This is a genomic window from Rhodoferax sp. (genome assembly GCF_023700745.1).
Taxonomy (GTDB): domain Bacteria; phylum Pseudomonadota; class Gammaproteobacteria; order Burkholderiales; family Burkholderiaceae_C; genus Rhodoferax.
The window spans coordinates 229,860-244,590 of record NZ_JAMPYG010000002.1; the positions used below are offsets into that span (position 1 = coordinate 229,860).

Genomic DNA, 14,731 nt, shown 5'->3' on the forward strand with positions numbered 1-14,731 from the left:
GAAAGTAGTGAGTGCTAGCAAGCTGCTTGGCATTCACTCTGGCAGTTACTAATCACCAGAATTTTTATTCTGGTGATTTTTTTGTTAACCCTGTTTCAAACCTTATAGGAGTCCCCATGAAACTTCGTCCCCTGCACGACCGCGTGATTGTCAAACGCGTAGAAAACGAAACCCGCACGGCTTCCGGCATCGTCATTCCTGACAGCGCCGCAGAAAAGCCTGATCAAGGCGAAGTGCTGGCCGTTGGCCCAGGCAAGAAGAACGACAAGGGCGAAGTCAGCCCCATGGCCGTCAAAGTTGGCGACCGCGTGCTGTTTGGCAAGTACAGCGGCCAGACCGTCAAGGTCGATGGCGACGAACTCCTCGTGATGAAAGAGGATGATTTGTTTGCAGTCGTTGAGAAATAATTAATTAACCCATTCGGAGAATACACATGGCAGCAAAAGACGTAATTTTTGGCGGCGAAGCCCGCGCACGCATGGTTGAAGGCGTGAACATCCTGGCCAACGCGGTCAAAGTCACCCTGGGCCCCAAGGGTCGCAATGTGGTGCTGGAGCGCTCATTCGGCGCCCCCACCGTGACCAAGGACGGCGTGTCCGTGGCCAAGGAAATCGAACTCAAGGACAAGCTGCAGAACATGGGCGCGCAGATGGTCAAGGAAGTCGCTTCCAAAACCTCTGACAACGCTGGCGACGGCACCACCACCGCCACCGTACTGGCCCAGGCCATCGTGCGCGAAGGCATGAAATACGTGGCCGCCGGCATGAACCCGATGGACCTGAAGCGCGGCATCGACAAGGCTGTGACGGCCCTGATCGACGAGCTGAAGAAGGCCTCCAAGCCCACCACCACTTCCAAGGAAATCGCCCAGGTCGGCTCGATTTCTGCCAACAGCGATGCGTCCATTGGCGACATCATCGCCAACGCAATGGACAAAGTGGGCAAAGAAGGCGTGATCACCGTGGAAGACGGCAAGAGCCTGCAAAACGAACTCGACGTCGTCGAAGGCATGCAGTTTGACCGCGGCTACCTGTCGCCCTACTTCATCAACAATCCCGAAAAGCAGGCCGCCCTGCTGGACAACCCCTTCGTGCTGCTGTTCGACAAGAAGATCAGCAACATCCGTGACCTGCTGCCCACCCTGGAGCAAGTCGCCAAGGCCGGCCGTCCGCTGCTGATCATTGCTGAAGACGTCGAAGGCGAAGCCCTGGCAACGTTGGTGGTCAACACCATCCGTGGCATCCTGAAAGTGGTCGCTGTCAAGGCCCCTGGCTTTGGCGACCGTCGCAAGGCCATGCTGGAAGACATCGCCATCCTGACTGGCGGCAAGGTCATCGCCGAAGAAGTCGGCCTGACGCTGGAAAAAGTCACTTTGGCTGACCTGGGTTCTGCCAAGCGTATCGAAGTGGGCAAGGAAAACACCATCATCATCGACGGTGCCGGCCCCGCTGCCGACATCGAAGCCCGCGTCAAGCAAGTGCGCGTGCAAATCGAAGAAGCCACTTCCGACTACGACCGTGAGAAGCTGCAGGAACGCGTGGCCAAGCTGGCCGGCGGTGTCGCCGTGATCAAGGTCGGCGCAGCCACCGAAGTCGAAATGAAGGAAAAGAAAGCCCGCGTTGAAGACGCCCTGCACGCTACCCGCGCTGCTGTGGAAGAAGGCATTGTGGCTGGTGGTGGCGTAGCGCTGCTGCGCGCCAAGCAGGCTGCTGGCGTCATCAAGGGTGACAACGCTGACCAGGACCACGGCATTGCCCTGGTACTGAAAGCCATCGAAGCGCCGTTGCGCGAGATCGTTTACAACGCCGGTGGCGAAGCCTCGGTGGTGGTGAACGCGGTGTTGGCCGGCAAGGGCAACTACGGCTTCAACGCTGCCAACGACACCTATGGCGACATGATCGAAATGGGTATTCTGGACCCGACCAAAGTGACCCGCACCGCACTGCAAAACGCAGCCTCTGTGGCGTCCCTGATGTTGACCACCGAGTGCATGGTGGCTGAGTCGCCAAAAGACGACGCAGCTGGCGGCGCCATGGGTGGCGGCGACATGGGCGGCATGGGTGGTATGGGCGGCATGGGCATGTAAAACCCCGGCTGGCTCGCGCCTCCAGAACCGAAACCCTGCAGGGCGTGAGCCTTGCAGGGTTTTTTATATTATTGAACGATGTCTCGGGCTCAGCGCCGCAAGCCTGCCAGCAAACCCGCCGTGGAGGCATCGAGACCAACGACATCACCGCTCAGCAAACGCGCTTCGACGTCCTTGGCCAGCACCTTGCCAAGCTCCACGCCCCACTGGTCAAAGCTGTTGATGCCCCAGACCGAGCCACTGACAAAAACGCGGTGTTCCTGCAAGGCGATCAGGGCACCCAGGCTGGCCGGGCTGAGTTCATCAAGCAGCAAAAAGGTGCTGGGGCGGTTGCCGGTGAAATGTTTGTGGCCACCGGCGTCTGCCTTGCCCTGCATCAGCGCCTGCGCCTGCGCCAGAGCATTGGCCAGCAACAGCGTGTGGTGACCGGGTAGGTCATGCCGGGGCGTCCGGACCGCGACAAACTCGACCGGCACCACGTCACTGCCCTGGTGCAGCATCTGGAAGTAAGCGTGCTGGCCGTTGGTGCCCGGCTCGCCCCAGATCACCGGCGAGGTGCCGTAAGGCAAGACCTCGCCACTGGCATCGACGCGCTTGCCGTTGCTTTCCATCTCCAGTTGTTGCAGGTAGGCCGGGTAACGCTTGAGCGCGCTGTGGTAGGGCGCCACCGAGCGGCTGCTAAAACCATGAAAATTGCGGTACCAGACGTCCAGCAGGCCGAGCCGAATCGGCAGGTTGTGCGCCAGAGGGGTCGTGCGAAAGTGCTCGTCCATAGCGTGCGCGCCGGCCAGAAACGCCTTGAACCCCTGGCCACCAATGGCGATGGCCAGCGGCAGGCCAATGGCCGACCACACCGAATAACGCCCGCCCACCCAGTCCCAGAACCCGAACGTGGTGCTGATGCCAAAGGCCCTGGCCGCCGCCACGTTGGTGGTGAGCGCAGCAAAATGCCGGGCAATGTCGGTACCACCGTTCGCCTCGAACCAGGCCTTGGCCGACACCGCGTTGGTCATGGTCTCGATGGTGGTGAAAGTTTTGCTGGCCACCAGGAACAGCGTACTTTCAGGCTTGAGCTTGCGCAGCACCGCGTTGAGTTCGTGCCCGTCCACGTTCGATACAAAGTGAAAGCGTTTGCCTGGCAGCACAAACTCGTCGAGCGCCAGCACGGCCATTTGCGGCCCCAGGTCGGAGCCGCCAATGCCGATATTGACGATGTCGGTGATATGCGCGTCAGCACGCACTTTTTCCGCAAACGCCAGCATCGCATCGAGCGTGCTGTGCACCTCGTGCAGCGTCTCGGCCATGTGCCGGTGGACCGACTGGGCCGGCATGGCGGGGTCCTGGGGGGGCGTTCGCAGCAGCCAATGCATCACGGCGCGCTGCTCGGTGTTGTTGATCGCAACACCTGCAAACATGGCATCGCGGTGCGCCGCCAGCCCGGTCTGCTGCGCCAATTCCAGCAGCAGCGACTCGGTAGCCGCGTCGATCCGGTTTTTGGACAGATCGGCAAAAACATGGGGCGCGCTTTGGCTAAAGGCTTGAAAGCGCGCCGGGTCAGCAGCAAAGGCGCTGCGCACATCGAAAGCACGGCCAGTGGCCTCGAACGCGACCTGCAATTGGTCCCAGGCGGGAGTGCGGTCACAACGGGTGGCATTCATGCTTATCTCCTCGGACTGAAACGATCAAGCGGCCAGCAACATCTGGTCGAGCTTGCCGGCATCAACGCAAAACGCGCGGATGCCCTCGGCCAGCTTCTCGGTGCCCATGGCATCCTGGTTCAGCGCAAAGCGAAAACCGGCTTCATCAAAGTCAACGCGCACCAGGTCAAGCGTTTGGGCGGCCTTGGCATCAAGGGCGCGCTCCAGCGGGGCCTTGCTGTCGGCCAATTGCGCTAGCAAGTCCGGGCTGATGGTCAACAGGTCGCAACCAGCCAGCGCCGTGATCTGGCCGATGTTGCGAAAGCTCGCGCCCATGACCTCGGTGGCAATGCCAAATTTTTTGTAGTAATTGAAGATTTGCGTCACCGACTGCACGCCGGGGTCGTTGGCGCCTGTGTGTTCAGCCTCGACCCAGGCGGCACCGGCAGATTTTTTGTACCAGTCGTAAATGCGGCCGACAAAGGGCGAGATCAATTGCACGTTGGCCTGACCGCAGACGACCGCCTGGCAGAACGAAAACAGCAGCGTCAGGTTGGTGTGGATGCCGCGTTGCTCCAGCCGTCTGGCCGCCTGGATGCCTTCCCAGGTGGCGGCCACCTTGATCAATACCCGGTCAATGTGAATGCCCTGCGCCTGGTAGAGCTCGATGAGTCGCTCGGCACGGGTAAACGTCGCATCGGAATCAAAGCTCAAGCGGGCATCGACCTCGGTGGAAACGCGCCCCGGAATGAGCGAAAGAATCTCGCAACCAAAACGCACCAGCAGCCGGTCGGTGATCTCATCGAGTGCGCGGCCGCGGTACTGGGCCACGGTATCAACCAGCAGCGAGCGGTATTCCGGCTTTTGCACGGCCTTGAGAATCAGCGACGGATTGGTGGTGGCATCGGTGGGCTGAAAGGCTTCAATTTGCCTGAAGTCGCCGGTGTCGGCCACCACAGTGGTGAATTGTTTGAGTGTTTCGAGTTGGTTCATATGGCCATTATGAATCGACAAATCGGCCTGGGAATACATGGTGGTTACATAATTATGCAAAAATCATGAAACTAAGTTACATTACCAATTCTTTTTTTTGGCCCCCTTACCCAGAATTTGATTGTTCACATGAGTTTTGACCTTGTTCTTTTTGGCGGCACCGGCGACCTGTCCTGGCGCAAACTGATGCCCGCGCTGTTTCAGGCCTTCAAACACGGCACCCTGCCCGAGGGAGCGCGCATTATTGGGGTGGGCCGCGACGAGCTCAGCGACGAGCGTTACCGCGCCTTGATCCTGAGCCGTTTTGATCAGGTCGATCTGGCCAAACGCCCGAGCCCCGAGGAGTTCGAGCGTTTTTCCGGCCTGCTCGAATTTGTCAGCATGGACTTGTCCAAACCCGAGCATTACGCCTCCCTGGGCAACAAGCTGGCACAGCGCCAGGCCGACACCGTGGTGATGTACCTGGCCACCGCGCCCACCTTGTTCACCACCATCGTCGAGCAACTGGCGGCGGCAGGACTGAACACGCCGCAGACCCGCGTGGTGCTGGAAAAGCCGCTGGGTCACGACCTGGCCAGCAACCGTGCCATCAACCGCAGTGTGGCCCAGGTCTTCAGCGAAAACCAGGTGTTCCGCATTGACCACTACCTGGGCAAGCCCGCCGTGCAAAACCTGTTTGCCCTGCGTTTTGGCAACGCCCTGTTTGAACCGCTCTGGCGGCGTGAGCACATTGCCAACATCCAGATCACCATCGCCGAAGAACTGGGCGTGGAAAAGCGCGGGGCCTTTTACGAGACCACCGGCGCGCTGCGCGACATGGTGCAAAATCACGCGCTGCAACTGCTCTGCGCGATTGGCATGGAGCCGCCCATCAACTCCCACGCCGATGCCATTCGCGACGAAAAACTCAAGGTGTTGCGCTCCCTCAAGCCCTGGACACCTGAGACCCTGGCGCAGGATGTGATTCGTGGCCAGTACGGCGCCGGTGCCATTGGCGGCACCGCGGTCGCGGCCTACCGCGACGAACTGGGCGTCAACCCGGCCAGCCAGACCGAGACCTTTGTGGCGCTGCGCACCGAGATTTCCAACTGGCGCTGGGCCGGCGTGCCGTTTTACATCCGCACCGGCAAGCGCCTGGCCGGGCGTGATGCCCGCATTGTGGTCAATTTCAGGCCGACCCCACACGCCATTTTCAACTCGCAAATCGGCATGGCCAACCGGCTGGTGATCAACCTGCAACCCAAGGACGGGCTGGAACTGCACCTGCTGGCCCAGGGCCAGGACAACCGCAAAAACTCGCACACGCTGGCACCGGTGCAGCTCGACCTGGATTTTGACAAGCGTTTTGGTGGCGAGCGCGTGGGCGCCTACGAGCGCTTGCTGCTGGACGTGATCGACGGCCGCCTGAACCTGTTTGTACGCAGCGACGAGCAGGAAGAAGCCTGGCGCTGGGTCGAGCCCATGCTGACCCACTGGCAGGCCGACGCCCAAGGTCCGCGCCCCTACGCGGCTGGCACCTGGGGCCCCAGCGCCACCAGCGCCATGATTGCCCGCGACGGTTTTTGCTGGAGTGAAGAGTGCTAGACCGTATCAAAGCCTCCCTGCCCTCGCTGGCACCTGCTGAACAGCGCGTGGCCAAGCTGGTGCTGAGCGACCCGCGCAGCTTTGCCCTGATGCCGGTGAGCGAGCTGGCCGACCGTGCCCATGTCAGCAAACCCACGGTGGTGCGCTTTTGCCGCAGCGTGGGTTATGACGGCCTGAGCGACTTCAAGCTGAAACTGGCCGGCAGCGTCAGCGAGGGCGTGCCTTTCATCCACCGCAGCGTCGATGTCGACGACAAGACCAGCGACATCATGGTCAAGGTGATCGACAACACCGTGGCGGCCTTTCTGAAATACCGCAACGACGCATCAAGCAGCGCCATTGACAAGGCGGTCGCTGCTCTGCTCAGGGCGTACCACGCAGGCCGCCGTATCGAGTTTTTCGGGGTCGGCAACTCGGGCGTGGTGGCGCAGGATGCGCAACACAAGTTTTTCCGGCTAGGCATCAACGGCGTGGCCTACAGCGACGGCCACATGCAGGTGATGAGTGCCTCGCTGCTGCAGCCAGGCGACTGCGTGCTGGTGATCTCCAACTCGGGGCGAACGCGCGACCTGATGGATGCCTGCGACATCGCACGCAAAAACGGCGCCACCACCATCGTCATCACCGCCAGTGGTTCGCCGCTGGCTTCGGCCGGCGACATCCATGTGGCGGCCGATCACCCCGAAGGCTATGACCGCTACAGCCCAATGGTGTCACGCCTGCTGCACCTGATGATCATCGACATCCTGGCCACCTGCGTGGCACTGCGCATTGGCAGCGACAAGCTGCAGCCGCTGTTGCGCGACATGAAGGACAACCTGCGCAGCAAGCGTTACGCCTGACGTCAACGCATGTCCTCGTTGTTAACATGTGGTTTCGGGGACGGACCCATTCCGGCTCCAGCAGACCAACATGAGCAAGCTCAAACAACTCGAAACCTTTGTCGCGGTGGCGACGCGTGGCGGCCTGACAGCAGCAGCCAAGGCCGAGGGCGTGGCACCAGCCATCATCGGGCGGCGTCTGGATGCGCTGGAAGAGCGCCTTGGCGTGAAACTGCTGGTGCGCACCACCCGGCGTGTCAGCCTGACACATGAAGGCGGCGCATTTCTGGAAGATTGCCAGCGCTTGCTCGCCGACCTGGCCAATGCCGAGGCCAGCGTGTCGGCAGGCGGCATCAGGGCCAACGGCCATTTGAGCCTGACCGCCCCGGCCGGATTTGGCCGCCGCCACGTAGCGCCGCTGGTACCACGTTTTCGCGCGTTGCACCCGGAAGTGAGCATTTCACTCAACCTCAGCGACCGGGTGTTGGACCTGGCAGCCGAAGGCTTTGACTGTGCCGTGCGGGTCGGCGAGATGCCTGATTCATCACTGGTAAGCGTGCGCCTGGCCGACAACCGCCGCCTGTGCGTGGCCACCCCTGGCTACCTCAAGCGCCACGGTACGCCGCGACACCCGCATGACCTGACCCGCTTTGACTGCCTGACATTGTCCAGCGAGGCCTCCCAAAACCGGGGCTGGGCCTTTTCTGTGCCGCAAAAAGAAAAGGGGGAAGTGGTCCACATCAAAACCGGGGGGCCGCTGAGTTGTTCCGACGGCGAGGTGCTGTTCGACTGGTGTCTGGCAGGCTACGGCATTGCTTGGCGCAGCACCTGGGAAGTGCAGGCCGAAATCGCTTCAGGCGCGCTGGTTGCCGTACTGGAAGACTTTGCAGCACCCCCGAATGGTATTTATGCCGTGTTTCCGCAGCGCAAACATTTACCGTTGCGCGTGCGGCTATGGGTGGACTACCTGAAAGAGCAGTATGCAGGCCCAGGATTCCGGCCGTCGCATGCCTGAACCCACGCCGTCAAGCGCCACTACGGTGAACTATTGATCTACCCCGGCAGGTGTTGGCTGCGCGGCAGCCCGCCTGGGCCAGCGAACGCACACCTGCAAGCCGCCTTGCGGGCTGTCATTCAGGGTAATGCGCGCAAAGTGCAGTTCGACGATGCGCGCCACAATGGCCAGGCCAAGCCCGGCCCCCTGTGCCGGGCCCTGGCGGAAAAATGGCTCGAAGACCTGGCTGCGCAGTTCGGCCGGAACGCCCGGACCGCTGTCTTGCACGCACAAGGTCACGGCATCTGCTTCAGATTGCAGACAGACCACGACCTGCCCCCCCTCGGGCGTATGCTGAACGGCATTGCTGACCAGGTTCTGCAGCAGCACATCCACGCAGTGTGCATCAGCAAGAAGATGCCAGTCTTCTTGCACGGACGCCTCCAGCGTCAGCTCCTGATGACGGCCCAGGGCCAGCGGCGTCAGTTCTGCGAGTTGCTCGCGCACCCGCACCAGCATGTTGATGGGCTGCAGGTCCAATTCGGCTGCGCCCGGCTCAAGCCGCGCCAGCGTCAGGAGTTGCTCCACCACGCGGGTGGCGCGCAGCACGCTGTTGTCGAGCTGTTTCAAGGCTTCGCTCCGATCGGCAGCATCCGGCGCCTGGGCCGCGTTATGGACCTGGATACGCAGCACCGTCAGCGGGGTGCGCAGCTCGTGCGCGGCATACGCCAGAAAGCGCCGTTCCCGGGCCAATAATTCGTTGACCTGCACCAACAGCCGGTTGATTGAAGCCACCATGGGGTCCAGTTCGGTCGGCACCGGCCCCACAACCAGCGGTGACAGGCTGTCGGGCGCACGCGATTTCAGCAAGCGCACCATACTTTCCAGCGGACGCAGGCCCCAGCCCACGGCCAGCCATACCAGCAATGCCACCAATGGCAGGCCAAGCAGGTCGGGCACCAGGCTGCGCAGCGCAATTTTGGCAGCCAGCTCGCCCCGCACATCGGCACGTTCGCCCACCAGAATCCAGAGGTCATCGGTCTGGTCATGCAGCAGAAACAGGCGCCAAGCATACTGGCCCAACGAGACATCACGAAAACCTGCCGCGACGCCAGCCAGCGCGGGCACAGCCGCACCCGTGACCGGCTGGGTCGGTGCCGTCTCCCTGAACTGCGCCAGGGGCAGCTGTGCAAAGGAACTGACCGGTAAACTGGCCGAGTGCAGCAAGGTGGCACCCTGCCCGTCCATCACCAGCAAACCCAGCTTGCCTTCGTACTGGTGCGCGTCGATGCCCCCCTGGCCAACGCCGGCTTGCCCACTGATCGCCTCGTCAAGCGTGGCCTGCAATGCCATGCGTTCGGCCGGCCCCATATTCCGGCCAACCAGGCCGGCCACCAGACGCGCGGTTTGCAGCAACTCGGCGTCAAACACTTCTTCGACCTCGTGGCGGGCGTCGCTGTAGCTCCAGTAGGAAATCAACGACAAGGTCAGCCCCAGCAACCCCAGAACAAGCAACAGGATGCGCCGGCGGATCGAGTTCATGGCGCCTTGTCCACCATGTAACCCACGCCTCGCACCGTTCGAATCAGGTCGGGGTGAAGTTTCTTGCGCAGATGGTGAATATGCACATCCAGTGCATTGCTCTCTACCTCTTCGTTCCAGCCATAGAGCACCTGCACCAGCTTGTCACGCGTGTGCACTCTGCCAGGCTGGCACAGCAGTTGGTGCAGCAACAGGTATTCCTTGCGTTGCAGCACCACTGGCCGTCCCTGGTAACAGACCTGATGACTGGCCGGATCCAGGCTGATCCCGCCATGGACGATGAGGGGCTGGGGGCGTTGAAAGCTGCGCCGCAACAGGGCCCGCATGCGGGCCTGAAGTTCGTCCACATCGAAAGGTTTGACCAGGTAATCGTCGGCACCGGCGTCCAGCCCGGCAATGCGGTCGCTGGTGCTGTCGCGCGCGGTGAGTACCAGCACCGGGATCGGGTTGTGGGCAGAACGAAGAGACTTGAGCACCTCCAGACCTTCCATCCTTGGCAATCCGAGGTCAAGCACAACCAGCTCGAAACTCTCGTGCGTCAAGGCATGCAGGGCGCTCACACCATCCTGCAACCAATCCACGGTGTAACCCTCGGGCTTGAGGGCAATGCGGATGCCCTCGCCCAGGGCGACATCATCTTCCACCAGCAGAATGCGCATGTGCTTCCGTTCTCTCGATGTATTCAGCGCTTTTCCTGAACGACTTTCAGCAGTTCACGGGCCTCGGCACGACGGCCTTCGTCGGCGACAGCCCGACCGGGCCGGTCAGCCGCGCTCAACGTTTTTTCCAGGTACGTCCTGGCCTCTTTATAACGCTTCTTGCGCTGCAGGAAGTCACCATAGAAATAATTCGGATCGATACCGTCGGGATTGAGCGCGAGCGCCTGCTTGAGCAGGGCCTCGGCCTTGTCGTCGTCACCGAAACCAAGCGGCCACCCCGGCACCTGGTAGTACAGGCTGCCCAGACTGGTGTAGGCCGAACCGCCGAGGACCCCGGCGTCGAGCTTGATGGCCTGTTCCAGCTCGAGCTTGGCCTGCTTCACCAGATCAAGCGCACCCAGCCCCCCTTTGGCGCCCGCATAGGTGCCCAGCACGATACCGTGCCAGACCCGCAGTTCAGCCGCCGCAGGTTCCGCGGTCACGGCACTGGCCGCGAGTTGCGCCAATTCGGCGAATGCCGTTTCACGCTGCTTGGCCGCAAGCTGGTAGTTGACCTCGGCCCAGCGGCCCTGGATCTGTTCAAGCCGGGTGCGGCTGGCGTCGCTCAATGCCAGCGCCGGCAGACTGCTCATGACACACAGGGACAGGAGCATGCGATGACTCAGTTTCATGATGGGTTCCTCAGGATTTGATACGGGCAAAACGCTGGATCAGCGGCAACTGCTTGCGCAGCGCCTGATCCACCAGGCGCGGCCAAAGACTGTTGATCCGCACAAAAAATTTCTCGGGCCAGCCGAGGTAAAGCTCTTCACGCTCACGCTCAATGGCCCTGACGATCTGACGCGCCACCGCCTGCGGGTCGTCCATGGTCACCTTGAGCTGGCGATTGAGCGCAACCACCGACGCGGCGTTCATACTCGTCTGGGTGGCGCGCGGTGCCACATAGAGCACTTTGACACGGGTGTCGGCCAGTTCACGGCGCAAGGCTTCGGAAAACCCTCTGAGCGCAAACTTGGTGGCGCAATAAGCGGCAAACCCCGGGTAGCCGATCGAACCGAACGTCGAGCCCACATTGACCAGCAAGGCGTTGTTCTGTTGCCGCAACAGCGGCAACACATGACGGGTCAGTTGCAGGGTGGCGGTGACATTGAGTGCAACCATGTCGGCAATGGCCTGGTCGTCCTGGTGTTCGAGCAGGGCAAACTGATTGACCCCGGCCAGGTTGATCAGGCCGTTCAGACTGCCAAAACTTCGGGCGGCAGCCAGCACGGCATCATGTCCCCGCCGTTCTCGCAGATCGGCAAGTGACAGCTGAACCTGGTCAGGAAACCTTTGTACCAGCGCCTGCAATGCCTCGCCTTGCCGGCCCACCAGCAGTAATTTGGCGCCACCGGTGCAGAGTTGCTCAACCAGGGCCTGGCCGATGCCACCACTGGCACCCGTCATCAAAAAGCGGGATGTAGTCAATTGCATGGGTGGCCTTTCAGTGTGACACCGTCAGCGTACGGAACATCTCGCCATAAAGGCGGTAGACAACCCGGGCGGTGTGGACCACGGCGATCTTGTCTTCTTCCTGCTCGAGCTGGTTCATCAGGTTTTCAAACAACTTGATGTGCTCAAGGTCGAGGCTGCCATGCGAGGCCAGGTAGCTGAAGGCCTTTTTCGGCAGCCCCAGGCTGGTCTGGAGCGTGCCTGCGGCGCGGGTAGCCAGGGCGATGCTGGTGCCCTCAAGGACGTTGACCATGCCGAAGAAGCTGACCGGGTTGTGCCTGGCGATGCGGTCGTAGACATAGCTCACCATCAATTCGGTGGGCATCGCCGGCAGGCTGTGGCGCACTGCCTCGGCGTCAGCACCGCAGGCGGCAATGTCGTTGAGGATCCACTCGTCGTGGCCGTACTCCTCCTCGATGTACTCCGCCACGGCTTGGCGCAGCCATTCGAGGCGATCCGGCAAGCGCGCACCGCAGGCCATGAGTAAAGGCACGGTGTGCTTGACGTGGTGGTAGGCCTGGGTCAAAAAGGCGACATAGTGGTCGAGGCTGACCTGGCCATGGATGGCTTGCGCAATGATGGGGGCGCTGAGCAGGTACGCACGTTCGCTGGCGGATTGCGCCTGGATTTGATCGAAAAAGTTCATGGATGTGAATCGCTTGCGTTGGTCATGGAGGAGTTGGCGAAATGCCCTTCGTAATGGGCCCAGAGCGCGGCACGGCGCAAGCGGCCGTTGGCTGTGGCCAGGCCATTGGCCGGGCTGAAGGCTTGGTCGGCGCGCAGCCACTGGTACACCCGGGCGTAGTCCGGCAGACCGGCATTGACCTGGGTGACCACAGCGCCAAGTTCGGCGTCGCTGAGCACCGCATCACGCGGCACCAGCACCGCAAGGTTGCCGGGAAGCGCCTCGCCATGAATCCAAGCCTGGGCAATGGGCGCTTGCTGCGTCAGTTCGGCCTCGACCCATTCCGGGTTCACGTTGCGGCCATAGGCGGTAATGAACTGGTGCTTCTTGCGCCCGTGCAGCACCAAGAAACCTTGTTCAAAGTGACCCAGGTCGCCGGTGGCCAGCCAGTCGTCGGTCAACGGCGCCTCGCCCAGGTAAGCGAGCATGCGGGCGCCACGCACCAGCACTTCGCCGTCGGCAGCCAGGCAGACCTGCAGGTGCGGCAACGGTTGCCCTACAGCCCCGAGGCGTCGCGCCTGCGGCGTGTTGAGGCAAACCACCGAGGCACATTCCGACAAACCATAGCCCTCGAACACCGGCAAGCCCAGCGCTTCGGCCCGCTGCAACAATTGCGGCGCCACCCGGCCACCACCGACGGCAACAAACCGCAGGCTGGCAGGCAAACGCATGCCACGCTCAACCGCGCTGACCAGCGCCATCAGCAGTTGCGGCACCAGGATCAGGCTGCTGGGCGTGATGGCCAACACATTGCCCAGCAAACGCGGCAAGTCCAGACCGCTGGCGCCTTGCAGCCCGATATCGGCCATGGCGCGCAACTCGATGCGGGCACCCGCCAGCAGCGGGGTGTAAATGCCGGCAATATTTTCCAGCAGAGTGGCCAGGGGCAACACACAGAGGTGGCGGTCAGTAGCGCAAGCGCCGGTGGCCTGGTGCAGACTTTGCGCCACGGCGACTTGCACCCCGGCATCCAGGCAAACGCCCTTGGGCTGGCCGGTCGTGCCCGAGGTGTAGGTGATTTTCTGGGTGCCCTCGGCCAGCACGGGTACCGTCGCCAGCACACGCTGTGCGATCCCGTGGCTGTACGCTGCAAAGCCGCAGCGACTGGCCAGCGCGTCAGCCCCGCCGATCAGGGTGTCAACGCCGGAACTTTCCAGCACGTGCACTTTTTGGCTGTCTGAAAAAAAGGCGGGCACCGGGACGCAGACGCGACCGGAAAACAGCAGGGCGAGGTCCCACAGCACCCAATCGATGCTGTTGTCCAGGCACAGCGCCACACGCTGCGCCTGGAGCCCGACCAGCTGCGCCATGCGCTGCTGCACCGCGATGAGCAGTTCGGTATAACTCAGCGTGCGGCTGCCATCGGACAAGGCGACCTGACTGCCGTGGGCCGCCAGGGTCTGCCAAAAAGCACCAAGCTCAGGCCGCATGCTGCAACACCCGGTGGCCCGTGGCAAACGGGGATGCATTGCCAGTCTGATGGGCGTCGGCCAGTTGCCGGTGCGCCGGCAGGATCTCGCCAAACACCACCTGCGGCTGGCTGTCGTAGTACCGGCCCCACTCGGCCAGCGACTCGCCCATACGCGCTGGATCGGCCAGACCAAGCGATTGAGGCGCCAGACCAAGTCGGTAAAAACTGTTGAGCAGTTCCTGGGTTCCGGTGAAAGTCACCCAACGAAAACCCTGCAAGGCCAACAGGCGCGTCAGCTTGATGATCAGGGTGCGAGCCGTGCCCAGCCCTTCGGCGGCCAGGTTGCCCACCTCCACAATTTGATGGCGCGCCACTTCGGCGCCACTGCGCTCGAAAATGGCCTGCTCGATCGGGACATCCAGGTAGCGTTCGAGAAACAACGCGCCACGGTCGGCCCGGCGACAACCGGCAGCACCGTACAAGGTGCCATCGTCAGACTGCAAGCCGAACAGCTGTGGCATGAAGTGCGACACCCTTGCCTGGTGGGCCTGGCTGAAACGGCGCCGGATGAAGTCGATCGCGGCCCGTTGGTCCACCTCTTCGCTCAGCGGCACCAGTTCAAGACGCCGCTTTGCTTGATACCCTGCCCGCCACAGTGACAGAGCCGGTACGGGCCTGGACCATTCTGAAAAATCTTTGAGTAATGTCATGGCGCCAATCTTGGCAGGCCAGCATTAGCAGAAGATTAACCTGGCGAAATAGTTTGAAAATCAGGCCCTCAGGCTTTTGCCGGTGGATTGAAAAAGCCCCCTGAACCTTTTGGGTTCA

14 protein-coding genes are annotated in these 14,731 nt (G+C 61.9%); 5 read left to right on the forward strand and 9 right to left on the reverse strand.

What is annotated here, in order from left to right; genetic code table 11:
- Nucleotides 1-116: 116 nt before the first annotated feature.
- Both groES and groL read left to right on the forward strand, forming a co-directional pair.
- Nucleotides 117-407 (forward strand): co-chaperone GroES, encoded by a 291-nt coding sequence (gene groES / locus NDJ10_RS03165; protein WP_296159662.1) that lies wholly within the window; start codon nt 117-119, stop codon nt 405-407.
- A gap of 26 nt (nt 408-433) precedes the next feature.
- Entirely contained in the window at nt 434-2,086 is a 1,653-nt protein-coding gene (gene groL / locus NDJ10_RS03170; protein ID WP_296159663.1) for a chaperonin GroEL, read from the forward strand.
- Between the two features lie 89 nt (nt 2,087-2,175).
- On the opposite strand, the gene pgi is transcribed toward groL, so the two are convergent.
- Both pgi and tal read right to left on the reverse strand, forming a co-directional pair.
- Nucleotides 2,176-3,744, reverse strand: coding sequence for a glucose-6-phosphate isomerase (pgi, locus tag NDJ10_RS03175; protein ID WP_296159664.1), 1,569 nt, complete (start codon nt 3,742-3,744; stop codon nt 2,176-2,178).
- A gap of 24 nt (nt 3,745-3,768) precedes the next feature.
- The gene (tal, locus tag NDJ10_RS03180; RefSeq protein WP_296159666.1) at nt 3,769-4,716 is read right to left on the reverse strand and encodes a transaldolase; all 948 of its coding nucleotides are present in this window, start codon (nt 4,714-4,716) and stop codon (nt 3,769-3,771) included.
- A gap of 129 nt (nt 4,717-4,845) precedes the next feature.
- On the opposite strand from tal, the gene zwf reads away from it, so the two are divergent.
- From zwf to NDJ10_RS03195, 3 genes are all read left to right on the forward strand, one after another.
- Complete coding sequence (zwf, locus tag NDJ10_RS03185) at nt 4,846-6,300, forward strand: glucose-6-phosphate dehydrogenase (protein ID WP_296159667.1); 1,455 nt, start codon at nt 4,846-4,848, stop codon at nt 6,298-6,300.
- The gene (locus tag NDJ10_RS03190; RefSeq protein ID WP_296159668.1) at nt 6,294-7,142 is read left to right on the forward strand and encodes an SIS domain-containing protein; all 849 of its coding nucleotides are present in this window, start codon (nt 6,294-6,296) and stop codon (nt 7,140-7,142) included. The genes zwf and NDJ10_RS03190 overlap by 7 nt, the downstream gene beginning before the upstream one ends.
- A gap of 70 nt (nt 7,143-7,212) precedes the next feature.
- Nucleotides 7,213-8,136: a LysR family transcriptional regulator gene (locus tag NDJ10_RS03195; protein WP_296159669.1), complete on the forward strand. Its 924-nt coding sequence runs from the start codon at nt 7,213-7,215 to the stop codon at nt 8,134-8,136.
- A 30-nt stretch (nt 8,137-8,166) separates the two neighbouring features.
- Here the strand turns inward: NDJ10_RS03195 and NDJ10_RS03200 are convergent, their stop codons facing one another.
- Genes NDJ10_RS03200 through NDJ10_RS03230 form a run of 7 tightly spaced genes read right to left on the reverse strand, consistent with a single transcriptional unit; the run spans nt 8,167 to nt 14,613 of the window.
- Nucleotides 8,167-9,657: an ATP-binding protein gene (locus NDJ10_RS03200; protein ID WP_296159670.1), complete on the reverse strand. Its 1,491-nt coding sequence runs from the start codon at nt 9,655-9,657 to the stop codon at nt 8,167-8,169.
- Nucleotides 9,654-10,316, reverse strand: a complete 663-nt coding sequence (locus NDJ10_RS03205; protein ID WP_296159672.1) for a response regulator transcription factor — start codon at nt 10,314-10,316, stop codon at nt 9,654-9,656. Before NDJ10_RS03205 ends, NDJ10_RS03200 begins: the two co-directional genes overlap by 4 nt.
- Nucleotides 10,317-10,339: 23 nt before the next feature.
- A complete protein-coding gene (locus NDJ10_RS03210) occupies nt 10,340-10,987 on the reverse strand; it encodes a tetratricopeptide repeat protein (RefSeq protein WP_296159673.1) in 648 nt (215 codons plus the stop codon).
- A gap of 10 nt (nt 10,988-10,997) precedes the next feature.
- Nucleotides 10,998-11,789 (reverse strand): SDR family oxidoreductase, encoded by a 792-nt coding sequence (locus tag NDJ10_RS03215; RefSeq protein ID WP_296159674.1) that lies wholly within the window; start codon nt 11,787-11,789, stop codon nt 10,998-11,000.
- Between the two features lie 10 nt (nt 11,790-11,799).
- Complete coding sequence (locus tag NDJ10_RS03220; RefSeq protein WP_296159675.1) at nt 11,800-12,453, reverse strand: iron-containing redox enzyme family protein; 654 nt, start codon at nt 12,451-12,453, stop codon at nt 11,800-11,802.
- Complete coding sequence (locus tag NDJ10_RS03225; RefSeq protein WP_296159676.1) at nt 12,450-13,922, reverse strand: AMP-binding protein; 1,473 nt, start codon at nt 13,920-13,922, stop codon at nt 12,450-12,452. Before NDJ10_RS03225 ends, NDJ10_RS03220 begins: the two co-directional genes overlap by 4 nt.
- Entirely contained in the window at nt 13,912-14,613 is a 702-nt protein-coding gene (locus NDJ10_RS03230; RefSeq protein WP_296159677.1) for a thermostable hemolysin, read from the reverse strand. Before NDJ10_RS03230 ends, NDJ10_RS03225 begins: the two co-directional genes overlap by 11 nt.
- Nucleotides 14,614-14,731 lie beyond the last annotated feature (118 nt).